Source organism: Rhizobium sp. SVR5-2C, from assembly GCF_056755115.1.
Map to the genome: position 1 here is coordinate 22,635 of NZ_JBNDHT010000042.1, position 25,078 is coordinate 47,712.

Genomic DNA, 25,078 nt, shown 5'->3' on the forward strand with positions numbered 1-25,078 from the left:
CACTATTTACTCAACCATTTGTGGGTATATTAAAGCGCGTTAGTGTTACCACCCGGTTAAGGCGCTCAAATCAAGCGGATATTTTTGAGGAATTGATAACCATAGTTTTGCGGGTGAAAACTCGCAGCTGCTGACGTCCTTGGAAACGCCGGCGTGGAAGGCTTCAGAGCTGGGACGCGAGCCGTGGGACAATCGGCAGATAAGGGACCTCGAAAAGCTCTTCGCGTTCGAACCGGCTGCCGGTCTTGGTCAGCCGGACCATACGGCATTGATCCTCGGTGATCATCAGCGGCGCGATCATCGAACCGCCCGAAACCAACTGGTCCGCGTAGAAGCGGGGCATGGAATTGAAGGCGGCCGTCACGAGGATGCGGTCGAACGTCCCCTCGCCCTGCAGGCCGTTGCTGCCATCGGCGTGGCGCACGATGATGCTGCGCAGACCGAGCTGGTCCATGCGGCGCTGCGCGTTCGTCGTCAGGGTCTTGTAGCGATCAATCGTCAGGACGCGCTCGGCCATGCGGCCAATGACGGCAGCCATGAAGCCGCTGCCGGTGCCGACTTCGAGCACGCGCTGGCCGGGCTTTACCTTGAGATGATGCAGGATGCGGATGGCGAGATCGACGCCTTCCAGGAACGAGCCGCACTCGATCGGAATCGTGCGGGTGGAATAGGCATCGTCGGCAAATTGCGGCGGTACAAACAGCGCGCGCGGCGTCTGCTCGACGGCCGTCAGAAGATTAATATCGGAAATGCCTTCGGACCGCAGCCTCAAGACGAGCGCTGCGAAACCTTCCTTCTCGACCTGCCGTACTGTCAAAGCGTTACTCCGTACCAGAAAGCGCCCGCGCCACGCGGTCCCTTACGGAATAATCGGTCAGATCCAGTTTCAAAGGTGTTACCGAAATCTTGTTATGCTTGAGCGCGTGAATATCCGTGCCGTCGGAAAAGTCGCCGGCGCGCTCGCCGAACTTCAGCCAGTAGTATGGGAAGCCACGGCCGTCGGAGCGTGCATCGACCTGCAGGTTGAAGGCGAGCTTGCCCTGGGCGGTGACTTCGACGCCCTGCACGTCTTCCGGACGGCAGTTCGGGAAATTGAGATTGAAGAAGGTGCCTTCCGGCAATTCGACATGCATCAGCTTGTCGAGAAGGGCCGGCGCATGCGCTTCGGCGACTTCCCACGGCACGATGCGCGCGCCATCGGAATAGACATAGGCCTGGCTCAGCGCAAAGGAGCGCACGCCCTGCATCGTGCCTTCGATGGCGCCGGCTATGGTGCCGGAATAGGTGACGTCGTCGGCGACGTTCGAGCCGGAATTCACGCCTGACAGCACGAGGTCCGGCTTGATGTCCATGACCTGCTTGATGCCCATGATGACGCAGTCGGTCGGCGTGCCGCGCAGCGCGAAGTGTTTCTTCGAGACCTGGCGCAGGCGAAGCGGTTCGGAGAGGCTCAGCGAATGCGCCAAGCCGCTCTGGTCCGTTTCGGGCGCGACGATCCACACGTCGTCAGACAGAGTGCGCGCAATCCGCTCAAGTGCCGAGAGACCTTCGGCATGAATGCCGTCGTCATTGGTGAGCAGAATGCGCATCGCTTCAGGCCGCCCGTTCGATCTTCGTCAAACCGCCCATATAGGGCAACAGCGCGTCCGGTATAGTAACCGAGCCGTCCTCGTTCAGGTAGTTTTCGAGGACCGCGATCAGGCAGCGGCCGACGGCGACACCGGATCCGTTCAGGGTGTGAACGAACTTCGTGCCCTTGTCGTCCTTGCCGCGGTAACGCGCATTCATGCGCCGCGCCTGGAAATCGCCGCAGACGGAGCAGGACGAGATTTCGCGGTAGGTGTTCTGTCCCGGCAGCCAGACCTCGATGTCGTAGGTCTTGCGGGCGCCAAAGCCCATGTCGCCGGTGCAAAGCGTCATCGTGCGGAAATGCAGGCCGAGGCGTTTCAGCACTTCCTCGGCGCAGGCAGTCATGCGCTCATGCTCGGCGATCGAGCTTTCGGCGTCGGTGATCGACACCAGCTCGCATTTCCAAAACTGGTGCTGGCGCAGCATGCCGCGCGTGTCCCGGCCAGCGGAGCCCGCCTCCGAGCGGAAGGACGGGGTCAGCGCCGTGAAGCGAAGCGGCAGCTTTTCCTGCTCCAGGATTTCGCCGGCGACAAGGTTCGTCAGGGTTACTTCCGCTGTCGGAATCAACCAGCGGCCATCAGTCGTTTTGAAAGAGTCTTCCGCGAACTTCGGAAGCTGACCGGTGCCGAACATTGTCTCGCTGCGCACCATTAGCGGAGAGCTGACTTCGGTATAGCCGTGCTCGCCGGTGTGAAGATCGATCATGAACTGGCCAAGCGCGCGCTCCAGCCGGGCCAGCTGGCCGGTGAGCACCGTGAAACGCGAACCGGAGAGCTTGGCGGCGCGCTCGAAATCCATGTAGCCGAGCGCTTCGCCGATTTCGAAATGCTCCTTCGGCGTATGATTCCACCGCGGCTTGTCACCGATCGTGCGCGTCAGGACATTGTCGTGCTCGTCCTTGCCGACCGGCACGTCATCGAGCGGCACGTTCGGAATGCGCGACAGTGCATCGTTGAGCTCGGCCGTCAGCTGGCGCTCTTCCTCTTCGGCCGCCGGCAGCGAGACCTTCATCTCGGCCACTTCGGCCTTCAGCTTTTCGGCAAGCTCGCTGTTCTTCTGGGCCATCGCTGCGCCGATCTCCTTGGACGCGGCATTGCGGCGGGACAGCATGTCCTGGGCCTTCTGGATGGCCGAGCGGCGCCTTTCATCAAGCGCAACCAGGCTTTCGGACAAGGGCTCGGCACCGCGCTTGGCAAGGGCCGCATCGAGCGCTTCGGGATTCTCACGGATCCATTTGATATCGAGCATTGTCGTTCCGGGGTCGTTACAAAAGACATGATCCGGCCAAAGCCTGACCGGGCCTCGACCGGATATTCTACATGCGTTCAGGAGGGAATTCCGGAGAACCGTTCAGACGCTGTCCGTCTTGGCAACATCTGCGGACCCATTCGCCTCTTCGACCGCCCGCGCCACACGTTGGCGCTCCACGAGTCGCGCCGCGTAGATGGAAATCTCGTAGAGAAGGATCGTCGGCAGTGCAAGGCCGATCTGGGACATCGGATCGGGCGGCGTCAGTACCGCGGCGACGATGAAGGCGAGCACGATCGCGAACTTGCGCTTTTCGGCGAGCCATTGCGAGGTGAGCAAGCCGACGCGGGCGAGCAGCGTCGTGACGACCGGAAGCTGGAAGACGAGGCCGAAGGAAAAGACGAGCGTCATGATGAGGCTCAGATACTCCGAGACCTTCGGCAGCAGCGAGATTGCGACATCACCCTCCCCCGGCGCCTGCTGCATGGTCAGGAAGAACCACATGACCATCGGCGTGAAGAAGAAGTAGACCAGCGCACCGCCCATCAAGAACAAGACCGGCGAAGCGATGAGGAACGGCAGGAAGGCTGCGCGCTCGTTCTTGTAGAGGCCGGGGGCGACGAACTTGTAGATCTGCGCGGCAATGATCGGGAAGGCGATCACAAGGCCGCCGAACATCGCGACCTTTACCTGCGTGAAGAAGAACTCCTGCGGAGCCGTGTAGATCAGCTGCGCCTTCGTGACATCGAGACCTGCCCACTGGACAGCCCATTTGTAGGGGTAAACCAGAGCATTGAAGAGATGCTTGGCGAAGATGAAGCAGACGATGAAGGCGACGAAAAACGCACCGATCGACCAGATCAGCCGCGTGCGCAGCTCCATCAGGTGTTCGATCAATGGCTGCGGCTTGTCTTGGATGTCACCGCTCATGCCTCGTCCTTCTTCTTGGTGGCCGTCTTCTTCGGAGCGGCTGCTGTCTTCTTTGCCGAAGCAGTCTTGGCTACCGAGGCCGGCTTTGCGGCCGCAGCGCGCTTCGGCTTTGTGACGGCTGCTGAAACGACAGCAGCGGGTGCCGGCTTTTCAGCGGCGGCAGCCGCACGCGGCTTGCGGACGGCCTTCGGCTTCTCGGCAGCAACCGGTTCTGCCGGCACAGGCGCGGCCGACGCTTCGGGTGCAGGCACGATCGGCGGAGTTTCCGGAAGGCTGAGCGATGGCGCTGGCGCCGCCACCGGCACTTCCGTCTTGTTCTCCTCCGCGGGCTTGTCGACCCTTGTCGCGTTCTGCAGGTCGGCCTTGATCTCGTTACCCATCTCGCGAAGTGGGTTCATCGCTTCGCGCAGGCTGTTGACCGGGTTGAGCCGCTGCGCGTCGCTGATCGTCTTACGCACGTCGTCAAGCTCCGCTTCCCGCAGCGCCTCGTCGAACTGGGCGCGAAACTCGCCTGCCACCTTGCGGGCACGCTGCGTCATCTTGCCGAATGCGCGGAGCATAGGCGGCAAATCCTTAGGACCGACAACCACGATCAAAACGACCGCGATGACAAGCAACTCGGTCCAGCCAATATCGAACATTCAAGGCTCCTGACGGGGAAGTGGGGCAACCACCCGTTCCCAGGCTTATTACTTGGTTTCGTCGGCCTTGTGATCGACGGTCTTTGCCGTTTCCGGGGCGTCGTCGTCGTTCATGCCCTTCTTGAAGCTTTTGATGCCCTTGGCGACGTCGCCCATCAGTTCCGGAATCTTGCCACGGCCAAACAACAACAGCACGATCGCCAGGACGATGAGCCAGTGCCACATGCTAAAGGAACCCATTCCGCATACTCCTATTGCGTTATCCGTTCGATGTAAGAGTTTCCAACACCGTTTCCAACATCGAACCTCCCTAAATTGACGCTTAATGTCATGGGTTCGCCCATGATGACAAGTCATCTGGGCCTCGAATTATGGCAATCGGCATTGTTTTCGCCCTCGGTGTCAAAACAAAGACCGAATCACATTAATCTTGAGAGGCGCCGCCAGGGGTCAGAAGGCCCAGTTCTTCAAGGTCCAACTGCGTAATCGGATCTTCGTCCTCGGCCAGTTCGTCGCTCATCAGCGGCGATGGAACATTGAAGTTTGCGGGGATACGGCCGGAGAGCAGGCCCGCCCCCTTCAGCTCTTCGAGTCCAGGCAGATCGCGAATTTCCTCGAGGCCGAAATGATCGAGGAAATCGCGCGTGGTGCCGAGCGTCACGGGCCGGCCGGGGGTGCGGCGGCGTCCGCGGAAACGCACCCAGCCTGCTTCCATCAGCACATCCAACGTGCCGCGCGAGGTCTGCACGCCCCGGATATCTTCGATCTCCGCGCGAGTCACCGGCTGGTGATACGCAATGATCGCCAGAACCTCGAGCGCGGCCCGCGACAGCTTCTTCACCTCGTTTTCGTCACGGCGAATGATGAAAGAGAGATCGGCAGAGGTGCGGAAGGCCCAGGCGTCATCCACCTGGACGAGATTGACGCCCCGCGACGCATATTGCTCCTTGAGCCTGAGCATAATGGCGCGCACGTTGAAATGCCGCGGAAGGCGATCCGCGATGAAGCCCTCCGAAACGGGCTGCGATGAAGCAAAGACCAGAGCCTCGGCGATGCGCTCCGCCTCTACCTCCGCCTGGTAATCCTCACGGGACGCGACCTCGTTGCGCATATCTTCGCTCAAATCAATCAACTGGCCTCTCCTGCTCGACCACCTGCAGGGTCGCGTGCTTCGGTCCCCGGCGCATATAGAGCGGCTCGAAGGCGCCTTCCTGGCGGATCTCCAGCTTGCCCTCGCGCGCGAGTTCAAGGGAGGCCGCAAAGGCACTGGCGATTGCGGTGACGCGCTCTTCAGGCGATGCCATGTAACGCAGCAGGTAATGCTCCAGGGCCGTCCAGCCGGCAATCTCCCCGATCATGCGTGTCAGCAGATCGCGGGCATCGGTCAGAGACCAGACATTGCGGCGCGCGATCGTCACCTGCGTCACCGCCTGGCGCTGGCGAAGCGAGGCGTAGGCGGTCAGAAGATCGTAGAGGCTCGCCTCGTAGGCGGATCGCTGCCGGTCCGGAATATGCTCGGGTGCTCCGCGGGAAAAGACATCGCGGCCGAGACGGTTGCGGTTCGTGAGCCCGCTTGCTGCCTCGCGCATGGCTTCCAGGCGCTTCAGGCGGAAAGCCAGCGTTGCGGCCATCTCCTCGCCGGAGGGGCCGTCGTCCTTGACCTGCTGCGGGATCAGCAGGCGGGACTTCAGATAGGCCAGCCACGCCGCCATCACGAGATAGTCCGCGGCAAGCTCGATACGGATGCGGCGGGCGGTTTCGACGAACTGCAGATACTGTTCGGCAAGCGCCAGCACCGAGATCCGCGACAGGTCGACCTTCTGATTGCGGGCGAGATAGAGCAGAAGGTCGAGCGGGCCTTCGAAACCGGCAACGTCGATCACCAGCGCGGGCTCATGGCTCGCGCGCTCGCCGCCGTTATCCTCCCAGAGCTTATCCATCGGCGTTGCCGCCGTCGGTGTCTGCTCCGTGCCCTTCACCGTGTTCAAGCCAGTTCCTCTTCTTCGCGCTCAGACCGATGCAAACATTCCGTCGAATTCGGCGCGGATCGCCGCCTCGTCCGCCGCATCGGCCTTGGGGAAGCCCGCCAGCACGGCATCTGCCCGTTCAAGCGAGGCGCCCACCAAGATGGGCGTGTTTGCCACGACCTGCTGCATCTCGTCCATATGGCCATTACAATGCAGCACGATATCACATCCGCCTGCAATGATATTCGCCGCCCGCTCGCCGATTGTTCCGGCCAACGCATTCATGGAGGTATCATCGGAAAGCAACAGGCCCTTGAAGCCGATGCGCCCCCGGATCACGCCGTCGATCACCTTGCGCGAGGTGGTTGCCGGATTGTCGGGATCGATCGCCGTAAAGACGACGTGGCAGGTCATCGCCATCAACTCGTCCTTCATGGCAATGAACGGCGGGAAGTCATGCGCTTCCAGCTCATTGCGCGAAGCGGCGACGACCGGCAGTTCGTGGTGGGAATCGGCGAAGCCGCGGCCATGGCCCGGCATATGCTTCATGACCGGCAGCACGCCGCCGGCCTTCAGCCCCTCAGCAGCCGCCTGCCCCATATCGGCGACGGTTTTCGGATCGCCGCCGTAGGCGCGGTTGCCGATGACGCTGCTGCTTCCCTCCACTGGCACGTCGAGAACAGGCAGGCAATCCACGTCGATGCCGAACTTGAGAAGGTCGAAAGCGTGCAGTCGCGACATCAGCCAGGCGGCGCGAAGCCCCTGCTCCCGATCCCGGCGGTAGATATCTCCGAGCGCTTCGCCAGAGGGATAATGATGCAGGATCGGCGGGCGGATGCGCTGCACGCGTCCGCCCTCCTGATCGATCAGAACGGGTGCATGCCAGCCGACGCTCTCACGCATTTCCGCGACCAGGTCGGCAATCTGCTGCGGTTCGGAGATGTTGCGCCCGAAGAGGATGAAGCCCCAGGGGCGCTCAGCCCTGTAAAAGGTCTTCTCTTCGGAGGTCAGGGACAGGCCGCTACAGCCCAGGATCATCGCTTTTGATTCGGTCATATGCGAATCATAGATGCTGGCACCGAAAAGGCGAGTAAGGTCAAGCGCCATTCACAGGAAAGCCGGCAATAAAAAACGGCGGGAGTTACCCGCCGCTTTTTTATCGAAAAGTCGACCGCTTATTTGGAAATCAGACAACTTCCACCGGCGGCACGGTACTGTCCGCAAAGAGCTGCCGCTTCGTCCTTGGAGCCGGCCGGGATACGGAGGCGGTAGAACGTCCCCTTGCCAGCTATGTCGGCCTTGCGAACTTCGAAGCTGCGGCCAGCAAGGACGCTCGAAAATTTCTTCGACAGGCTCGCAAAGGTCTTGTTTGCCTCGGCCTCGGACGGCAGCGAGGCGATCTGCATGGCGTAACCACCGCTCGGGGCGGCCTGCTGCGGCTGGGCGGCGGCAGGCTCGGCCGATGCGACCTCGGCGGGCTTCGGCTGCTGCTCGGCCGGGCGCACGTTGCCTCTCTCGGTAACGGTGCCGACAACGTTCACCGGCTGCTCGGTCGGACGGGCGGAGGGAATCGGCGCCGTATCGGCCGGCTTCTCAGCCAAAGGCGCCGACTGAGCCGGGCTGGCCGGCTGATCCTCGAAACTCGCCGCATCCGGGGCGGCAGCCTTCTGCAAACCAGACTGAGAAGCCTGCTGTTCGGGAGGCAGAGGAGCAACCGGGGTCGTCTGGACCGGGGTCGCACGGATGTCGGCAGAGGCAACCTCGTTGCTCGCCGGGAAGCTTGCCGCCGAGCCGCCAGCTGCGGCCGCAGGCGCAGGGGCCTGAGCGACGGGCTGCTCGACCGGTTCGGCAGGCTCGTCGCGAGCCACGAGCGTTCCGTCCGGCTTGACGATCATCGTGCGAACCTTGCGCGGGGCAATGGCCAGCGGCCGATCACCATTTTCCGCGCCGTCCGTCGCAGCTGTATTGTCCGCCGCGGTTTCGCTCGGCAGCAGGCGCGGATCCTGCGTATCCTCGACCGGGGTGCTCACCGCAGCATCGTCGATGACGCTGTCGTTATCTTCCGGCAGAGCGTCGGGCGCCAGCGTGCGCTGAACGACATCGACCGGCTCTTCGTCTGACGAAACCAGCGCTTTCTGCTTTGGTGCCTCGGTCGCGCCCGCAACGCGATCGTAGACCGCCTTGTCCTGGTTCGGCACAGTCTTGCCACCCGGATTTTCCGGCACGACCTTGACGGGATCCTTGTCAGCCATAATGACCGGCGGTTCTCCGCCAGCAATGCCGAGGCCGCCGTCCGTGACCATGGAATAGACGCCGTAGGCGCCACCCGCGAAGATGACGACGAGCGCTGCGACGGCAAGCAGCCGCTTCATGCTACGGGCGCGGCTCATGTCCTCGGCTTCGGTCGCCGATTGGATACGGACCTCGGCCGGCGCTTCTGTGCGGCGGATGGGCTCGCGAACGCTGCGACGGAAATCCTCCTCGAGCGCACGCTCAAATTCGTCCGGGCCACCTGCCGGCTGCGGCCTGGCCGAAGCCACCGGAGCAACAGGAGCCGCTGCGACGACCGCCGCGGCAGCGGAAGTCGTCCAAGCAGCTGCGGGAGGCGCCCAAGCCGGTGCGGCCGGCGTCGGCGCCACCGGGGCCGGCGTTTCGAACAGGCTTGCAATCTCCACATCGACATCGAAATCGAAATCATTTGCCGCAGCAACCGGCGCAGGCTGCTCCACCGGGGGCAGCGTCGGCACATGCATGTCTTCGACCGCCTCGGGATGCAGGTCAGCCTCGGCGATCATCGCCGCATCGAAGGGCAGCTCTTCGTCCGTGTCTTCCACAACGGGCAAGCTTCTCACGGCGGCAGGAGCCGGCGCTTCGTAAACCGGAGCAGCGGCCGCCTGGGGGGCGGGCCGCGCCGCAGCGGCGAACGAAGGCGCCGCAACGGCAACTGGAGCGGGCGCCGGCTCCGGCGCCTGCTGCTTTGCCGACTCGGCGAAATCGAAATCGGCGAGTTCGAGTTCGATGCCCTCAAGATCGAGTTCGAAGTCATGGCCGGCAAACGGATCTTCGCTGTCGTCCGCCTGCGATGCCACGGGCTCGGCGGCTGCTTTGAATTCGGCAGCGGGAGCGGGAGTTGCAACAGCGGCAGGTGCGGCGACCAGAGGCTCCCACCGCTCGAACGCCTCGGCGGGTTCGGCCGCAGGCTCCATGGAGCTGCGCTGAGGCACAGGGTAACGCGATACATCCGCCAGCAGGTCATCGAGATCGAAGGCGATGGACTCTTCCTCGGGAAGAGCTTCCGTCAGTGCGGCGTCCGCTTGCACGGCTCCTTCCGTGGCCGCAGCAACGAGATCGAAAGGCTCGACCTCAATGGGCGCTTCTTCGACAACGGGCGGCTCCACGGGTGCCTCGTGCGCCGCCACTTCCTCGTGGCGATCGAGTTCGGCTGGAAAGCCCTGAGTGGCCGCAGCTGCGAATTCCTCGGCGGGATCAAAGGCAACTGGCTCCGCGACGAGTTCGGGCTGGGCAACGGGCTCCGGTTGCAGCGGGGCAGCGGCAGCTGCGGGCTCCGGCTCGGGAGCTGCAAAGGCTTCCACCGAATGCGCTTCAACTGGCGCCTCGCGGCGAACCGCGTGGAAGTTTGCGAGAGGCAGCCTGATGCTGGCAGCGGCCCATTGCGGCGCCTTGGCGGAAGGCTGTGGATTTTGAACGGCAGTACCACCGATCGAAAGCTCAAGCTCCTCGATCAGATCGCGGGCACCACCGGAAACGGGTTCGGGACGCGCGGGAGCCGCCCAATCGGCAGCAGAAAGGAGGGCAGCCTCCTCCGAAACCGGCGAGGTCGCGGGCGACGGCTCGACAGGTTCCGGCTCGACGACGGCGTCAGCGGCGGGATAGTCATACTCCTCGACGGCGGGCTCAGCCGGGCGATCGAGAGCGGCGAGCGGACGGGGCGCATCGAAACGCTCGAATTCGCGAAGCAGCTCGTCCTCGAGATTGAACGCCGGCTCCTGCCGGGGCACGTCCGGAATCGTATTTGCGGCTACACGCGGCTCAAAGCCGACGATTCGCGCAAGCTCGGCAAGCGGATCATCCTCATCGAAATGATCCGTCTTCTTTCGCGCATCATACGCCAGTTGTTTGTCAGCCATACCCATCCCACTCGTAAACCAACGCGGTCAAATGCCAGCGCATTGTGGGGAAATGGTGACGTTATCGCATCTCATCCGGCGCGGCAGTGCCTGTAATGGCAAGTCCAGCCTTCAAAACCGCAGCGACAGCATACACCAGCCCAAGTCTGGCAATACTCGATTCTCGGTCCTTATCGTTAACAAATCGTAATTCCGTTTGATCTTTGCCTTTGTTCCAGTGGGCGTGGAAGAAACTGGCCAGATCATAAAGGTAAAACGCGATGCGGTGCGGCTCGTGGGATTGGGCCGCGGCTTCCACAACCCGCGGGAACTCCGCAGCCTTCGCAACAAGCTGCAATTCCGTGGGATCCGAGATTCCGGAGACTGCTTGCGCAAGTTCCGCGGGCGACACATCGAGGCCCGGAAACGCCTCTTTCGCCTGCCGGAAAACCGACATGCAGCGGGCGTGCGCATACTGCACGTAAAAGACCGGATTATCTTTGGATTGCTCCGTTACTTTGGCAAAATCGAAGTCAAGCGGCTCGGAATTCTTGCGGTAAAGCATCATGAAGCGAACCGAATCGCGGCCGACTTCTTCAACGACGTCGCGCAGGGTCACGAAGTCGCCGGAGCGCTTCGACATCTTCACCGGCTCGCCGTTGCGATAAAGCTTTACGAGCTGGCAAAGCAGTACGGTGAGCGTCGACTTGCCTTCCGAAATGGCGCGGGCGACCGCCTCCAGGCGCTTCACGTAGCCGCCGTGGTCGGCGCCGAGCACATAGATCATCTCGTCGAAGCCGCGGTCGAACTTGTTCTTGAAATAGGCCACGTCCGCGGCGAAATAAGTGTATGAGCCGTCGGACTTGATGAGCGGACGGTCCATGTCGTCGCCGACTTCCGTCGAGCGGAAGAGCGTCTGTTCGCGATCTTCCCAGTCTTCCGGCAACTGGCCTTTCGGCGGCGGGAGCGCGCCTTTGTAGACGTAACCCTTGAAGGTGAGGTCGTTGATCGCGGTGCGGATTGCCGCGGAACCGGCGTCGTGAAGCGTCCGCTCCGAAAAGAAGACGTCGTGATGCACGTTGAGTGCCGCGAGATCCTCGCGGATCATCGCCATCATCGCATCGATCGCCCGATCCTTGACGATTGTCATCCACTGGTCTTCGGGCATGTTGTGTAGCCGCACGCCATAGTCACTTGCCAGTGACTGGCCGACCGTGATCAGGTAGTCGCCCGGATAGAGGCCAGGCGGAATCTCGCCGATGTCCTCGCCAAGAGCCTCGCGGTAGCGCAGGAAGACCGAGCGCGCCAGCACATCGATCTGCGATCCGGCGTCGTTGATGTAATATTCCTTCTCGACAGCAAAACCGGCAAAGGCCAGGAGATTGGCAAGCGCGTCGCCGACAACGGCGCCGCGGCAGTGGCCGACATGCATCGGACCGGTCGGATTTGCGGAGACGTATTCGACATTGATCTTCTTGCCAGCGCCGAGTGCGGAGCGTCCGAAATCGGCTCCTGCCTCAATTATCGATGCGAGCAGGCGCTGCCAATAAGCGACCGAAAGCCTGATGTTGATGAAGCCGGGACCGGCGACGGACACCTCGGCGACGTCGGCATCTTCCTTCAATTTGGCGATGATGATTTCGGCGAGCGCCCGCGGGTTGGTGCCGAGCGGTTTTGCAAGGACCATAGCGGCATTGGTCGCAACATCGCCGTGGCTTGAATCGCGCGGCGGCTCAACGGCGATGCGGCCAAAATCGAGCTCAGATCGCTTTTCCTTGATAAGATCAATCTGTTCAAGGGCATTCTTAATCCTGGCTTCGAAATCGGTAAAAAGGTTCATCGCACTCTTCCATGCATAGGCTCTGCCGCAGGCTTGCTGCGGGCGCCCGCTGCCTATCGCAAATCCGGGGTGTGGTCAAACAAACGCCTGTGGGCGCTGATTGCATAGGTGTCCGTCATGCCGGCGAGATAATCGCCAACGTGACGGGCTTTCGGTGCATCGGCGAGGCCTGAGATGTGGTCGACCCAGTAATGGCTCTGCATCTCCTTCGGGTTAGCCACGTAGGCGGCGAAGAGATCGGTGACTATCTGGGCAGCACCTGCGCGAATCCGCATGATTTCCGGGTGACGGTAGATACGCTTGAAGAGCATCTGCTTGATCTGCTTGTCCGTTTCCGACATCTCCTTGGAAAAGGTTGCGATCGCTCCGTTCGCCGCGCGTATGTCGTCGACGCTGCGCGGCTTCAACCGTGCCAGGCGTTCTTGCGCCACGGCGATGACATCCTCGACCATTCGCGTGATCTGCCGGCGCATGATTTCATTCGTAAAGCGGCTTTCCTCAAGATTGGGATAACGGTCGCGGACCTCGGCCATCAATCCGGCTAGGAACGGGATTTCCTCCAGCATGTCGAACGTGAGGTAGCCCGCGCGAAGACCATCATCGATGTCATGCGTATTGTAGGCGATGTCATCTGCGATCGCCGCCACCTGCGCTTCGAGACTGGCGAAGGTGGCGAGTTCGAGATCATGGATTTCGCAGTAGTCGAGGATCGGCTGCGGCACCGGCCCACGCGTGCCCTGCCCGTCCTTGGTCAGCAACGGCCCGTTGTGCTTCACCAGGCCTTCGAGGCTTTCCCAGGTCAGGTTGATGCCGTCGAATTCGGCATAGCGCCGCTCGAGCTTGGTGACGATCCGGAGCGACTGGGCGTTGTGGTCGAATCCGCCATAGGGCAGAAGCACCTCGTGCAGCGCGTCTTCGCCGGTGTGGCCGAAAGGCGTGTGGCCGAAATCGTGGACGAGCGCCACGCCCTCTGCAAGATCCTCGTCGAGTCTCAAGGCACGCGCCAGCGCACGGGCGATCTGGGCGACTTCGATCGTATGCGTGAGGCGCGTGCGGTAATGATCTCCATCCTGCGCGATGAAGACCTGCGTCTTGTGCTTCAGACGACGGAAGGCCGTCGTATGCACGATGCGATCGCGGTCGCGCTGAAATTCCGATCGCGTCGGGCTGGAGCTCTCGGAGTAAAGCCTTCCACGCGACTTCCAGGCGTCAGAGGCGTAGATTGCCCTTTCGCCATTTCCGAAACCCAGTACATGCCTGTCGATCGTCATTTTTCACCGTCATTCAACATCGCGCAGCGCCAAGGCCATTGACGCCGCTTTGCGCTCTTCATACCTATAGCCGGTATAAACGGCAAAGAAGCGCTTTCTTAGCCGCCTTGCCGAAAATGCATTTCGGCAACGCATGTGATGAATTCTTTTGATATCAGCCGTTTGAAGGTTCATCGGCCAGTATCAATTCTCTCCGGATCTTGACCCCGGCAGGAGGAAACATGACGGACGTAAGTGTAACCCTTTCCGACGCGGCGGCAAAACGAATCGCGGCGATCGTCGGCGCCGAGGCCGGCAAAAACGCCCTGCGCGTTTCCGTCGAAGGCGGCGGCTGCTCGGGCTTTTCCTACAAATTCGATCTCGCCGACAGCGTGCACGACGATGACGTCGTCGTGGAAAAGGACAACGCCAAGGTCCTGATCGACAGCCTGTCGCTGGTTTACATGGCCGGCTCCGAGATCGACTTCGTCGACAACCTCCTCGGCCAGTCCTTCCAGATCAAAAACCCCAATGCGGTTGCGAGTTGCGGCTGCGGCACCAGCTTCTCGATCTAAGCTCCCTGTCTGTCCACATCGAACCGGCCGAAGAAACCTTCTCGGCCGGCTTAGTGTCTTGTCCGCATACGGTAAGCCACGGTAGAAGATCGGCTACGAAGCGGCAGAGGAAGAGCCTATGAAGATCGCGACCTGGAACATCAACGGCGTCAAGGCGCGCATCGACAACCTCATGCACTGGCTCAAGGATTCCGATCCGGACATCGTCTGCCTGCAGGAGATCAAGACAATCGACGAGGCTTTCCCGCGGCTGGAGCTCGCCGGCATGGGCTATCACGTCGAAACCCACGGTCAAAAAGGTTTCAACGGTGTTGCGATCCTATCGAAGACCAAGCCGGACGAAGTGAGCCGCGGGCTGCCTGGCGATCCGCTCGACGAGCAGGCCCGTTTTCTGGAAGCCGTATTTTCCATTCCCGGCAACCGCGCGCTGCGCGTCTGCTGCCTTTACCTGCCGAACGGCAATCCCGTCGACACGGAAAAATATCCCTACAAGCTCGCCTGGATGGAGCGCCTGCAGCAATTCGCGATCCAGCGCCTCGCCTATGAGGAGATCTTCATCCTTGCGGGCGACTACAACGTCATCCCCGAGCCGCACGACTGCTTCGATCCGAAGGTTTTGGAAAATGACGCCCTGTTCTTGCCGCAGACCCGCGAGGCTTTCCGCCGGCTGGAAAATCTCGGGCTCACCGATGCGGTTCGCGCTGCGACCGACGCCGTCCAGCTCTATTCCTTCTGGGACTACCAGGCCGGCGCCTGGCAGAAGAACAACGGCATCCGGATCGATCACCTGATGCTTTCGCCGGAGGCCGCCGATCGCATGACGTCGGCAGCAATCGAAAAGCATGTGCGCGCCTGGGAAAAACCCTCCGACCACGTCCCCGTCGTCGCCCATTTCGACTTCACGGCGTAAAACTTCAGTTCAGTCGCCGCCGGTTGCGATGTTGTGAGAGAGCGAGACGGCCGCGCGGCGATCGCTTTCGGTGGCAACGGAGAAGGCCTGCTCCTGAAGCGACTCCATCCAACTGCAATCCTTAGGCTTGCAGCGATCGAGCGCCGCCGTCATCAGAGCCAGACCACGCGCCGACTGGCCCTCCTGGAAAAGGATGTTGCCGAAGACCGACATTGCGCCGGGATGCCCGCTCTTGCGGGCCTGGTTCAGCCACTTCTTCGCCTGCTGCGGCGCGCGATTTCCGCCGTCGCCCGATAGCATCATCTGTGCGAGCTGGAACTGCGCTTCGGGAATGCCAAAGGTCGATGCCACCTGGAAATAGAGCTGGCGGGCCTGATTGAGATCGATCTTCACCGGGCTGCCCGGAATGCCGTGCTTGTAATAGTTGGCGAGCGACAACAACGCGTTGATGAAGAAGCCGGTATCTTCCGAACCGGGCTCCACGCCCTGCTGGGCAATTTCGCTGTAGATCTTGAAGGCTTCGAAATCGTCCTGAGCGACGCCATCGCCATCCGCGTACATATTGGCGAGCGCCCAGCGAGAGCCCGTATGGCCCTTTTCGGCTGCGTACTTGTAGGCTTCGACGGCCTCTTCCTTCTGACCGCTCTTATAGGCCTTGAACCCGAACTTGAAGAGATCGAAAGGCCCGGACTCCTTGGTGACGCCTGCATTGATGTCGAATGCGCATGCCGGGGAGCATACCGCCGCCGAAAGTGCGATAGACAGCCCTATAAGCGTCAACCTGAATAGTCTGAACTCGGATGTCAGCATTTCACTCGGCTTCTCTCGCTTCCATCGCAGACCGCCACGGCAGCAAATACGCTGCTGCCCGGCTTCCCGGCGTATTCCTCCAGGCGAGCGATCCCGCGGCGGGCTCAACGGCCCCTTTGCCCGCGTCGCATCCAGCCTTTGGCCCGTTCTTCGGAGCCTGAATTTCCTGCGCATCGCGATCGGCCACCCGCTTTCCGGCTCGGCCCGCCTGCAATGCCTGCGGCGTCATTCCTGCGGAGCGAACAAACGCCTTTCCGCCCCTTGAATATTCGTACTCGTAAAATGTGACCAAACCGGTAGCGGCTCGGTCGCGCTGCCGGTCACCCCCTGCAGAGGCGGCCGTCGGCGGGAAGAAAGGACAGTTCCATGAGGCGGTATTCGAATGATGGTTTCGACGGGAAAAGTATTGAGGAGCAAGCTCGATGGCGACTGAAGAAGCCGCACCGCCGAAGCTCTCGTTCACTTTGCCCGTACCGGAAAAAATCCCACCCATCGTACTTCTAAAAACGCACCTTACGCCTGCCATTTCCTCGCCCGTGAATATCGCTGCGCCCTGTTTGTGGCGGGAAATGGACAATTTCGCCCGGCGGCCACCATATGTGAACTGTCGTAAAAATCTGTTGCGGAATCGTCACAAAATGGGAGGAACTTACGCATGATTAAGTGATGATTAAATACAGTGCAGCAAACGAAAAGCCCGGCGATGTGCCGGGCCTTCTGGTTATTGGTGCAGCGTCAGAATTTGACTTTGATACTGGTCGAAAGTGCCGTCACCAGATCATTCCCAAAACTGTAGGTGACATCATTGCCATAGGTCACGCCATCTTTAGTGATGGTGCCGGACTCCCCGCTCGTCAGAACGCCGATAGCGCCAGCGACGCGCCATTCGATATTTTCGGTCGGGGTAAACGAGGCCCCGACACCGAGGGTCCAGCTATCGGTCTGGCTGCCGTAGCCGTCGCTCGTGCCACGATCCCAGGTCAAGCTCACCGCGCCCGCCCACTTGTCATTGAACTTGTGACCAACGCCACCGGTGATCGTCCAACCGTCGCGGTAGCCGAGGTCGAGGGAGGCCAAGCCGCCAGAAGGGCACACGCCGGATGTCGGGCAAAGGGGGATCGACTGCAACAGGCTCCAATTCGTCCACTTGACCGAACCAAATGCGAGCCAATCGGGGGCGATGCCGCTTTGAAGCTTCAACTCAAGCGAGTCTGGCGCCTCCGCCGAGCCGGAGACGTTTGTTACCTTTCCACCGTATCCCGGCGTCAGCGGCGCGTCGGTCAGGTCCACCGTCCCTGTCAAGTTGTCGTATTCAACGCGGCTGTTGTAGACCAAGCTAGCGCGCAGAGCATACTCCGGAATCTCGTAAGCAACGCCAGCGCGCCAACCCCATGCCTGATCTTCGAGATCGAGACGACCGGTTCCGACCGTCGAGAAGCCCGGCGGGGCGGCAGGAAGCGAATACACGAGCCTCTCCTTGAAGCCCTCGACCTCCTGATAGAACGTACCGCCGATGAGCCGCAGTTGGCCGGGACCGACATCAAATTTATAGGAGCATGTTGCTCCATAATTATGAGTCGTAATCTTCGTCTCAATATCGTTGTTGGCTCCGGCCCAGTTTATGCCCGGGTTGGTATGCGCACCAAATGGCTCCGAATAGTCGAGCAAGCAGTCGATGTCTTCGTAGCCTGCTTTCAAGCCAATGTACGGAACCGCGTAATCTTCGACAGCGTCCGCAGAATGAGAACGCCCGGTCAGGTCCCCCCCGCTCGACAGAGACGGATTGTCCTGCACATTCTTCAGCTTCCGCTGCGGCATGACATAGGTCACGCCGGACTGAAAGGAAAACGGGCTGGTATCAAACAGCTGATCAATATTATAGCCACCCCGCTCCAAGCCGCCCGCAAAGGACGGCGAAGCCAGGGTAGACAGGATGGCGAGCGACGCTACCCCTTTGGAAAACATGCGAGATACCAATGTGTCTCCCCCACTCGAACATGCTAATGATGGAGGCACTGTTAAAGCGATTGTCACAATTGGCAACTGGTGCCTTCTTGCCGCCACAATGCGTGAGAGCTGTTAAGCTGACGTAAGAAATTGACGAGCACGTCAATGTTTCCGGATTGGACAATTTTATCCTAATACCCCTAACCATTTAGGGTTATTTTTGGATCATCGTACCCTCGACCGCGCAAACTGTATCTATCGCACAACAGTCGCGTTTTTCGCCTCGGGAAAGCGGCGCATTGAAGGATTCGAGAGGCTGGATGCCTCCGGAGTTGGTGTGTTCAGCCGAGACGACCGAATCACTCCAACGCAAAAGGCGCCCGGCTGGCCCGAGCGCCTTAAGACAATCCCCGCTAGGCGAATTGCTTACGCTTCAATGACGCGCGAGAGTGCTACCTTGAGACTTGCGATCTGGCTCTGGAATTCCGCCAGCCGCTCGCGCTCTGCTTCCACCACCTCGGGGTTGGCATTGGCAACGAACTTCTCGTTGGAGAGCTTGCCGTTGATGCGCGCGATCTCCCCTTCGGTCTTTGTAATCGCCTTCTCCAGACGGGCCTTTTCCGCAGCAAGATCGATCAGGCTGCCGAGCGGCAAGCAGATGGTCGCTTCGGCGATGACAATCTGAGCCGCACCTTTCGGCGCCTCGTCAGCGAGCGAGATTCCATCCACGCGCGCGAGACGCTTGATTGCAGCATCGTGTCGAATCAGCCGTTCGCGCGTCAGGCTGTTGGCGCCGACAACGACCAGCGGAGCAACTGCAGAGGGCGGAACGTTCATCTCGGCGCGAACCGATCGAATGCCGGAAACGAGGTCGATCAGCCAGTTGATCTCGTCGGCAGCGGCGTTGTCGGCATAGGACGGCGCCGGCCATTCGGCATGGCAGACCAATGTATTGCGCTTGACGCCCTCACCCGCCGTGTGCGCCCAGAGCTCCTCGGTCATGAACGGCATGAAGGGGTGCAGCAGCTTATAGATCTCTTCGAGAACATAGGCGCTGCAGGCCTGAGCCTCCTTCTTGGCACCTTCGTCCTCGCCGCTGAAGACCGGCTTCAGCAGCTCCAGGTACCAGTCACAGACCTGGTTCCAGACAAAGCGATACAGCGCCGCCGCGGCATCGTTAAAACGGTAGGATTCAATGGCTTCCGTTACGTCACGTTCCGCACGGGCAAGTTCCGTCAGAATCCAACGGTTGATCGTCAGACCCGTCGCTTCCGGTACGAAGTGCGGATCGCTCCTGGCGCCGTTCATTTCGGCAAAGCGGGTGGCGTTCCAGAGCTTGGTGCCGAAGTTGCGGTAACCGGCGATGCGGGCCGGATCGAGCTTCACGTCGCGTCCCTGCGCCGCCATGATCGCCAGCGTAAAGCGCAACGCGTCGGCGCCGTACTCGTCGATCAGTTCGAGCGGATCGATGACGTTGCCCTTCGACTTCGACATCTTCTGGCCGTGCTTGTCGCGGACGAGCGCGTGGATGTAGACGGTGTGGAAGGGCTCCACCGGATTACCGTCCTCGTCCTTCATGAAGTGCAGTCCCATCTGCATCATGCGAACGACCCAGAACGGAATGATGTCGAAGCCGGTGACGAGGACGTTGGTCGGATAGTAGCGGGCGAGTTCCGGCGTCTTGTCCGGCCAGCCCAGCGTCGAGAACGGCCAGAGCGCCGATGAGAACCAGGTATCAAGAACGTCTTCGTCGCGCGTCAGGATCTCGCCCGGCTTGAAGTTTTCCAACTTCTCCTCGACCCATGCCTTCCAAGGCCCTTCATGCGCAAGATAATGCTGGATTGCAGCATCAAGCGCTTCCTCCTCCGTCTTTTCGACGAAGACCTGGCCGTCCGGCCCATACCAGGCAGGGATCTGGTGTCCCCACCAGAGCTGGCGCGAAATGCACCACGGCTGGATGTTCTCCATCCACTGGAAGTAGGTGTTTTCCCAGTTCTTCGGCACGAACTTGGTGCGCCCCTCTCGGACCGACGCGATGGCGGGCTTGGCAAGCGTCTTGTTGTCGACCCACCATTGCTCTGTCAAACGCGGCTCGATCGGCACGCCGCCGCGGTCGCCATGCGGGACCGCATGCGTGTGCGGCTCGATCTTGTCGAGCAGGCCGGCCTCTTCGAAGATGCGGACGATGATCTTGCGCGCCTCGAAGCGGTCCTTGCCTTCCAGCTCATCCCAGGCGCCATGGAGCGCCGCCGGATGATCCAGCCCTTCCAGGAAGTCCTCGTTGTCCTTGATGGTCACCGACGCATCGACGTTCAGGACGTTGACGGCGCGCAGGCCCGTCCGCTTGGCGACGTCGAAATCGTTGAAGTCGTGGGCGGGCGTGATCTTGACGGCGCCGGTGCCAGCCGTCGGATCGGCATAGCTGTCCGCGACGATCGGGATCTTGCGGCCGACGATCGGCAGAATGACGTGTTTGCCGATGATCGATTTGTAGCGTTCGTCTTCCGGATTGACGGCAACGCCGGTGTCACCGAGCATGGTTTCGGGGCGCGTCGTCGCGACGACAAGATAGTCGCGGGTTTCGAATTCGGTGGGCTTGCCGTCTTCGTCGAAGGCGATCGGGTATTGATAGGTGACGCCTTCCTCCAGCGGATAGCGCAGGTGCCAGAGGTTGCCCTTGACCTCGATCTGCTCGACTTCCATATCGGAAATCGCCGTCAGCAGCTTCGGGTCCCAGTTGACGAGGCGCTTATCCTTGTAGATGAGCCCCTGCTTATAAAGCGTTACAAACACTTCGAGAACAGCTCTCGAAAGGCCCTCGTCCATCGTAAACCGTTCACGCGACCAGTCGCAGGAGGCGCCGAGACGCTTCAGCTGATTGAAGATCAGGCCGCCCGATTCAGCCTTCCACTCCCAGACTTTCTCGATGAACGCGTCACGGCCCAAGTCGCGGCGGCCGGGAAGCTTCTGTTCCGCTAGCTTGCGCTCGACGACCATCTGTGTGGCAATGCCCGCGTGATCCATACCCGGCTGCCAGAGAACGTCCTTGCCGCGCATGCGCTCGAAGCGGATCATGATGTCCTGCAGCGTGTTGTTCAAAGCATGACCCATGTGCAGGGAGCCGGTCACATTCGGCGGCGGAATGACGATCGTGAAGGTCTCGGCGCCGGGCTTCTTGTTGGCACCCGCGCGGAACGCATCGGCTTCATCCCATTTCGCAGCGATTTTCGGTTCGACTGCGGCGGAATCATAGGTCTTGTCGAGCATTTTATGACCAAACTTCGGGGTTTTAGGATGAGGGTTTGTAAATAGGATGGCTGGCGTCAAGTCAATAAAAAAGCCGCCCCGGAAACCGGAGCGGCTTGCAGCGAAAAGTCGAATCCGGTTAGCGGCGCGGGCCGCGAGCCACGCGTTCGATCTCTTCGCGCACCAGTCTTTCGACAAGTGTCGGGAGATTGTCGTCCAGCCACTCGCGCAGCATCGGCCGCAGCATGTCCTCGGCGATCTCGTCCAGCGACCGCCGCTCGGCGCCGTCGATGGCGAGCGCAAGCTCCTCGAACGAGCGGGCGATCTGCAGGCCCGCGCTTTGCGAAATCAGGCCCTGGGACTCTTCGACGGCAGCTGGCTGCTTGAGGTTTACTGCCGGTTCGGCTGCCGGCTCGACGACAGGCTGCGGCGCAGGCTCGGCAGCGAGCGTCCGCGGAAGTTCGGCGGGGTTGGCCTCGGGAACGGCCGGTGCCGGCATTGCGGCGGGGGGCGGCGCTACGACAGGCGCCGAAACGGCTTCAGCTGGACGGCGGATCTCCTCCGGGCGCAAGGGCGCCTCCGCCCCGCGGAAGAGCGGCGGAGCTTCGCGCTGCGGCGGCGGGGCGCCGCGCTCGGAGGCGGCACGAACGCGGGCAGCGACATCGGCAAGCGACATGGCGCGCGCCGGCGTTTCCACTTCGGGGATTCCTGCGGAATTTGCCGCGACGAAGCGCGGATCGGACGGAGTCATCGGCTCAGGGAACTCGACGCCTGCGTAGGTCTCGTCGACCGTCAGGCGGATATTGGAGTCGCTCTCGTCATCATCGGCAGCGTAAACGGGCGGCAGCGATGGCGAAATCCCCCTGCCCGCGCCCGGCTCGTTGCTCTCGATGATCTGACGGATCGACGCCAGAATCTCTTCCATGGACGGTTCACGCACTACACTTGGCTGAGCCATATCTATCCCCGTTATTCTCAAAACAACGATCGGATTGCGTGAGCGGGCATCCGAATCACCCAGAGCTTAGAATACCCCAGGAATGAAAAAAATCATCTCGAATCAAATGAATGCGTCCATGCACAGCTTTTGTTGGCCGGTCTGTGGCGGGCCTGAAACGCGGCATTTGACAGCCGGATAACAAAACGGGCGCCCGAGGCGCCGCTGTACAAAATCCCGGAATGCGGCTCAGAAAACGAATTGGCGAGCCTTGGCAAAGCCCGGCAGCGGCTTGATGGACGCGTTGAAGAATACGTTTTCAGAAACGGCACCCTGCTCCTTCACGAAGATCGCGGCGCGGGCGGCATTGCCGTAGCCCTGGACGGTGACAAGGCGGCCACCTTCCGCGAGCTGTTCGACAAGGGCAGCCGGCACTTCCTCGACGGAACCATTGACGAAGATCAGATCGTAGGGGGCGCCAGCGGCGTGGCCGAGCTCTAGCGGCCCGGTGACGACGGAAACATTTGCGTAGCCGGAAAGGTTCTTCCTTGCCTCGGCGGCAAGTGTTTCGTCGCATTCAAGCGCCACCACCGAACCGGCAAGCATCGACAGCAGGGCCGAGGCGTAGCCCGTACCACAGCCGACGTCGAGAACGGAATCATCGTTGGTGACCGCCGCGAGCTGCAACAGCTTCGCCAGCGGCGAAGGCTCCATCAAAAAGCGGGCCGGCTTGCCGTCGGAGGCCGGAGCGATCTCGATATCATTGTCGACATAGGCGAGAGCCCTGGATTTCTCCGGCACGAAAAGCTCGCGCTGCACCGTCAGGAAGGCCGTCAGCACGGAATGGGACGTGACGTCCGTCGTGCGGATCTGGTTGTCGACCATCTTAATTCGTGCTGCTTCGCAATCCATCATACCCTCTCGCCCGTTGAACGCGACATTGTCTCCCGTCTCTTAATCTCCGCGCCGTATGCTTTCAAGGCATCGCGAGCAGCGGCGGCAAGAATCCTCCTGAGTAATGGACGACTCTGCGCGGCGCTGCAACTCTCTCGTGGATCAGCGAGGCGGCTCGTGGTATTCTTGTATCAGTGGGGAACAGAGGAGGAGCGGACGATGTCTGCCTTTTTCGAGTATTTCACGCTGTTCGACTTCTTCATCATTGTAGCGCTTGTCGGCCTGTTCTGCTGCGGGCTGCTGGATCGCGGGAAGATGCGATAGCTTTTGCGCCCACGATCAGGCCGTCGGCGCTGCCGGCAGGCGATCTCGGCTCACAGACAATTGAAACGGATACGATCGACAAATTCGCCACATCCGGGCCATCGACCCGGCGCTCGCTGGAAAGCAAAGACGTCAAAATAGAGGAGAATTTGGAGGCCTCGCCCGGAATTGAACCGGGGTACAAGGATTTGCAGTCCTCTGCGTCACCACTCCGCCACGAGGCCTCACCTGTGACCGATAGCTAAATATCGTGTGGTGGCGCGGATTTAGAATGATCCTAACGGAAGCGCAAGACCTTTCATTCTGAATTGGTCCTTTTTTCAACCTGAATAAACCGTTTTCCAAACGTTCCAGAAAAAACGACCGATCACTCCTCGATCTCGTAGATCGCCGTGTTGGCCTGCTCCTCCCGCAGGCTCCTTATACGACGCGTGCTACAGCTTCCGTCATGCGTCCAGGCGCGATAATCGATCTCGGCGATGCGCCGCTGCGCCTTCCGCGCCGATCAGCTCGCGGGATTGCGCCGTCTGTGCCACCAGACGGAGAAGCGGCGGCGCCATCTGCGCATGATGGGCAGTTCATTTGACAGAATGATGAAGCCGAGCGGCAGCATCCAGAAGCCGAGGATCGGAAGAAAACCGAGAATCCCGCATACAATCAGCAAGAAGCCAGTGAGGAGGCGGGCCAAGCGCGAGCGCGGCAGCGGGATGCGGAGCGAACCAAGAACGAGCCTTCCCGTTGTGTGATCAATGCCGAAGCGCTTTTCGCGTTGGTTTTTGCTGCTGTTTTTGCCGTCAGTCATCCACAGGAGATGGGGACAAACATCGCGAATACAAGCAGATGTCATTTTTTTGAAAAAACCCCTTGGCAAATCGAACAAGCATTTGTATTAGCCCACTCACACCGCGCCAAGCAGTGATCCCTGGTAGCTCAGCGGTAGAGCATTCGACTGTTAATCGACAGGTCGCCGGTTCGAATCCGGCCCGGGGAGCCAGTTTCAAAGGCCTGCATTGAAAGATGCGGGCCTTTTCCGTCTTAATCAACTATCTGGCCGGCGGCGGACGATCTTCAAAACATGTGGCGCGTAAGCGAGCGCCCTGGCGGCGGTAAGAGCATCTGCTCGCGGCAAGTCGCCTCCCGCGAACGAAGGTCCCATGGGCCCGGTTTTAAAGCCCAGCCCCCCCGAGTAAGTGAGAAAGGCCGTTTTCTATATAATCCTCTAGATTCCGGTCGGATCAATCAAATGCTATCGGGATAGTCCTTGGTCCCGTGCCTTAGGGAGCATGGCTCGCATTGAGGGGTCCATGGAAATTCGGAAGCCGTTTACGGTAAGAGAACTGCGAAACGCAGACCGCGGCCATCTCGTAAAGATCAGCAGCGGCTATGCCGATCATGATGACCTAGCATTCATCTATGAGACCGACCCAAAGTTTGCGCACGTCATCGTCCTCAAGACGACTTCAGTGAGCGGGCATGTACCCTACGCAGATAAGTTCCCAAATCATTGCCTCTGCGTGGACTACGGGGATAGCTGGGTTATCGAGCCGATCGAGGACACCAGGAGTTCGACTGTGTACTCTCCCAACGAGTTCGGCGCCTTGGTGTTTGCGCCTGAGCGGATAATTTTGACTTTGGGGATGCTCAAACAAGGTGTGCAATTTGAGCCTCGTTTGTTTGATCTATCGACTTTTGCACTCACTCGGGAAAGACCTAATGAGGCATATATTGGAGTAGCCCCCAAAAGACCGGACATGCTCAGGTTTGAGATTGCGAGCTGATGAACTCGCGCGGCGATTGATATCC

At 60.6% G+C, this 25,078-nt stretch carries 22 protein-coding genes and 2 tRNA genes; 5 read left to right on the plus strand and 19 right to left on the minus strand.

Going from position 1 to position 25,078, the window contains the following annotated elements; genetic code table 11:
* Positions 1-163: 163 nt before the first annotated feature.
* The 12 genes from ACPYOI_RS14400 to ACPYOI_RS14455 form a co-directional block, all read right to left on the minus strand.
* Positions 164-817 (minus strand): protein-L-isoaspartate(D-aspartate) O-methyltransferase, encoded by a 654-nt coding sequence (locus ACPYOI_RS14400; RefSeq protein ID WP_481416149.1) that lies wholly within the window; start codon positions 815-817, stop codon positions 164-166.
* Positions 818-821: 4 nt separating this feature from the next.
* Entirely contained in the window at positions 822-1,589 is a 768-nt protein-coding gene (gene surE / locus ACPYOI_RS14405; RefSeq protein ID WP_481416148.1) for a 5'/3'-nucleotidase SurE, read from the minus strand.
* 4 nt (positions 1,590-1,593) lie between these two features.
* Entirely contained in the window at positions 1,594-2,877 is a 1,284-nt protein-coding gene (serS, locus tag ACPYOI_RS14410) for a serine--tRNA ligase (protein ID WP_481416147.1), read from the minus strand.
* 102 nt (positions 2,878-2,979) lie between these two features.
* Complete coding sequence (gene tatC / locus ACPYOI_RS14415) at positions 2,980-3,807, minus strand: twin-arginine translocase subunit TatC (RefSeq protein ID WP_481422969.1); 828 nt, start codon at positions 3,805-3,807, stop codon at positions 2,980-2,982.
* Positions 3,804-4,448, minus strand: a complete 645-nt coding sequence (gene tatB / locus ACPYOI_RS14420; protein ID WP_481416145.1) for a Sec-independent protein translocase protein TatB — start codon at positions 4,446-4,448, stop codon at positions 3,804-3,806. Before tatB ends, tatC begins: the two co-directional genes overlap by 4 nt.
* Before the next feature lie 48 nt (positions 4,449-4,496).
* Positions 4,497-4,688, minus strand: coding sequence for a twin-arginine translocase TatA/TatE family subunit (locus ACPYOI_RS14425; protein WP_168829465.1), 192 nt, complete (start codon positions 4,686-4,688; stop codon positions 4,497-4,499).
* Between the two features lie 184 nt (positions 4,689-4,872).
* Positions 4,873-5,559, minus strand: a complete 687-nt coding sequence (gene scpB / locus ACPYOI_RS14430) for an SMC-Scp complex subunit ScpB (protein ID WP_481416183.1) — start codon at positions 5,557-5,559, stop codon at positions 4,873-4,875.
* Positions 5,560-5,572: 13 nt separating this feature from the next.
* Positions 5,573-6,436, minus strand: coding sequence for a segregation and condensation protein A (locus tag ACPYOI_RS14435; RefSeq protein ID WP_481416144.1), 864 nt, complete (start codon positions 6,434-6,436; stop codon positions 5,573-5,575).
* 21 nt (positions 6,437-6,457) lie between these two features.
* A complete protein-coding gene (gene nagZ / locus ACPYOI_RS14440) occupies positions 6,458-7,471 on the minus strand; it encodes a beta-N-acetylhexosaminidase (protein ID WP_481416143.1) in 1,014 nt (337 codons plus the stop codon).
* Positions 7,472-7,590: 119 nt separating this feature from the next.
* Positions 7,591-10,563: an SPOR domain-containing protein gene (locus tag ACPYOI_RS14445; RefSeq protein ID WP_481416142.1), complete on the minus strand. Its 2,973-nt coding sequence runs from the start codon at positions 10,561-10,563 to the stop codon at positions 7,591-7,593.
* Positions 10,564-10,624: 61 nt separating this feature from the next.
* Positions 10,625-12,382: an arginine--tRNA ligase gene (argS, locus tag ACPYOI_RS14450; RefSeq protein ID WP_481416141.1), complete on the minus strand. Its 1,758-nt coding sequence runs from the start codon at positions 12,380-12,382 to the stop codon at positions 10,625-10,627.
* Positions 12,383-12,435: 53 nt separating this feature from the next.
* Positions 12,436-13,653, minus strand: coding sequence for a deoxyguanosinetriphosphate triphosphohydrolase (locus ACPYOI_RS14455; RefSeq protein WP_481416140.1), 1,218 nt, complete (start codon positions 13,651-13,653; stop codon positions 12,436-12,438).
* Between the two features lie 221 nt (positions 13,654-13,874).
* On the opposite strand from ACPYOI_RS14455, the gene erpA reads away from it, so the two are divergent.
* On the plus strand, positions 13,875-14,207 hold the full coding sequence (gene erpA, locus ACPYOI_RS14460) for an iron-sulfur cluster insertion protein ErpA (RefSeq protein WP_481416138.1): 333 nt from the start codon (positions 13,875-13,877) through the stop codon (positions 14,205-14,207).
* A gap of 118 nt (positions 14,208-14,325) precedes the next feature.
* Positions 14,326-15,117 (plus strand): exodeoxyribonuclease III, encoded by a 792-nt coding sequence (gene xth, locus ACPYOI_RS14465; protein ID WP_481416137.1) that lies wholly within the window; start codon positions 14,326-14,328, stop codon positions 15,115-15,117.
* A 9-nt stretch (positions 15,118-15,126) separates the two neighbouring features.
* On the opposite strand, the gene exoR is transcribed toward xth, so the two are convergent.
* The gene (exoR, locus tag ACPYOI_RS14470) at positions 15,127-15,927 is read right to left on the minus strand and encodes an exopolysaccharide production regulator ExoR (protein ID WP_481416136.1); all 801 of its coding nucleotides are present in this window, start codon (positions 15,925-15,927) and stop codon (positions 15,127-15,129) included.
* A gap of 422 nt (positions 15,928-16,349) precedes the next feature.
* On the opposite strand from exoR, the gene ACPYOI_RS14475 reads away from it, so the two are divergent.
* Complete coding sequence (locus tag ACPYOI_RS14475) at positions 16,350-16,586, plus strand: hypothetical protein (protein WP_481422970.1); 237 nt, start codon at positions 16,350-16,352, stop codon at positions 16,584-16,586.
* A 76-nt stretch (positions 16,587-16,662) separates the two neighbouring features.
* On the opposite strand, the gene ACPYOI_RS14480 is transcribed toward ACPYOI_RS14475, so the two are convergent.
* The 6 genes from ACPYOI_RS14480 to ACPYOI_RS14505 form a co-directional block, all read right to left on the minus strand.
* Entirely contained in the window at positions 16,663-17,904 is a 1,242-nt protein-coding gene (locus tag ACPYOI_RS14480) for an OmpP1/FadL family transporter (protein WP_481416135.1), read from the minus strand.
* Between the two features lie 396 nt (positions 17,905-18,300).
* Positions 18,301-21,141, minus strand: a complete 2,841-nt coding sequence (locus ACPYOI_RS14485; RefSeq protein WP_481422971.1) for a valine--tRNA ligase — start codon at positions 21,139-21,141, stop codon at positions 18,301-18,303.
* Between the two features lie 118 nt (positions 21,142-21,259).
* Positions 21,260-22,078, minus strand: coding sequence for a PopZ family protein (locus tag ACPYOI_RS14490; protein WP_481416133.1), 819 nt, complete (start codon positions 22,076-22,078; stop codon positions 21,260-21,262).
* Positions 22,079-22,306: 228 nt separating this feature from the next.
* Positions 22,307-22,972 carry a protein-L-isoaspartate O-methyltransferase family protein gene (locus tag ACPYOI_RS14495; protein WP_481416132.1) on the minus strand — a complete coding sequence of 222 codons (666 nt, stop codon included), beginning with the start codon at positions 22,970-22,972 and terminating at the stop codon, positions 22,307-22,309.
* Positions 22,973-23,425: 453 nt separating this feature from the next.
* A tRNA-Cys gene (locus ACPYOI_RS14500) sits at positions 23,426-23,499 on the minus strand.
* 281 nt (positions 23,500-23,780) lie between these two features.
* Complete coding sequence (locus tag ACPYOI_RS14505) at positions 23,781-24,077, minus strand: hypothetical protein (protein ID WP_481416182.1); 297 nt, start codon at positions 24,075-24,077, stop codon at positions 23,781-23,783.
* Between the two features lie 117 nt (positions 24,078-24,194).
* Here ACPYOI_RS14505 and ACPYOI_RS14510 point away from each other — a divergent pair.
* Together ACPYOI_RS14510 and ACPYOI_RS14515 are read left to right on the plus strand one after the other, a co-directional pair.
* Positions 24,195-24,269 (plus strand) — tRNA-Asn (locus ACPYOI_RS14510).
* A 310-nt stretch (positions 24,270-24,579) separates the two neighbouring features.
* Complete coding sequence (locus ACPYOI_RS14515; RefSeq protein WP_481422972.1) at positions 24,580-25,053, plus strand: hypothetical protein; 474 nt, start codon at positions 24,580-24,582, stop codon at positions 25,051-25,053.
* The last annotated feature ends 25 nt before the right edge of the window (positions 25,054-25,078 follow it).

Excerpts from the sequence above, each read along its gene's own strand:
- ACPYOI_RS14475 (WP_481422970.1), top strand. The coding sequence starts at position 16,350 with ATGGCGACTGAAGAAGCCGCACCGCCGAAGCTCTCGTTCACTTTGCCC.
- argS (WP_481416141.1), bottom strand. The coding sequence starts at position 12,382 with ATGAACCTTTTTACCGATTTCGAAGCCAGGATTAAGAATGCCCTTGAA.
- ACPYOI_RS14485 (WP_481422971.1), bottom strand. The coding sequence starts at position 21,141 with ATGCTCGACAAGACCTATGATTCCGCCGCAGTCGAACCGAAAATCGCT.
- tatB (WP_481416145.1), bottom strand. The coding sequence starts at position 4,448 with ATGTTCGATATTGGCTGGACCGAGTTGCTTGTCATCGCGGTCGTTTTG.
- ACPYOI_RS14425 (WP_168829465.1), bottom strand. The coding sequence starts at position 4,688 with ATGGGTTCCTTTAGCATGTGGCACTGGCTCATCGTCCTGGCGATCGTG.
- xth (WP_481416137.1), top strand. The coding sequence starts at position 14,326 with ATGAAGATCGCGACCTGGAACATCAACGGCGTCAAGGCGCGCATCGAC.
- ACPYOI_RS14490 (WP_481416133.1), bottom strand. The coding sequence starts at position 22,078 with ATGGCTCAGCCAAGTGTAGTGCGTGAACCGTCCATGGAAGAGATTCTG.
- scpB (WP_481416183.1), bottom strand. The coding sequence starts at position 5,559 with ATGCGCAACGAGGTCGCGTCCCGTGAGGATTACCAGGCGGAGGTAGAG.
- nagZ (WP_481416143.1), bottom strand. The coding sequence starts at position 7,471 with ATGACCGAATCAAAAGCGATGATCCTGGGCTGTAGCGGCCTGTCCCTG.
- erpA (WP_481416138.1), top strand. The coding sequence starts at position 13,875 with ATGACGGACGTAAGTGTAACCCTTTCCGACGCGGCGGCAAAACGAATC.
- surE (WP_481416148.1), bottom strand. The coding sequence starts at position 1,589 with ATGCGCATTCTGCTCACCAATGACGACGGCATTCATGCCGAAGGTCTC.
- ACPYOI_RS14495 (WP_481416132.1), bottom strand. The coding sequence starts at position 22,972 with ATGATGGATTGCGAAGCAGCACGAATTAAGATGGTCGACAACCAGATC.
- ACPYOI_RS14515 (WP_481422972.1), top strand. The coding sequence starts at position 24,580 with ATGGAAATTCGGAAGCCGTTTACGGTAAGAGAACTGCGAAACGCAGAC.
- tatC (WP_481422969.1), bottom strand. The coding sequence starts at position 3,807 with ATGAGCGGTGACATCCAAGACAAGCCGCAGCCATTGATCGAACACCTG.
- ACPYOI_RS14505 (WP_481416182.1), bottom strand. The coding sequence starts at position 24,077 with ATGACTGACGGCAAAAACAGCAGCAAAAACCAACGCGAAAAGCGCTTC.
- ACPYOI_RS14445 (WP_481416142.1), bottom strand. The coding sequence starts at position 10,563 with ATGGCTGACAAACAACTGGCGTATGATGCGCGAAAGAAGACGGATCAT.
- exoR (WP_481416136.1), bottom strand. The coding sequence starts at position 15,927 with ATGCTGACATCCGAGTTCAGACTATTCAGGTTGACGCTTATAGGGCTG.
- serS (WP_481416147.1), bottom strand. The coding sequence starts at position 2,877 with ATGCTCGATATCAAATGGATCCGTGAGAATCCCGAAGCGCTCGATGCG.
- ACPYOI_RS14455 (WP_481416140.1), bottom strand. The coding sequence starts at position 13,653 with ATGACGATCGACAGGCATGTACTGGGTTTCGGAAATGGCGAAAGGGCA.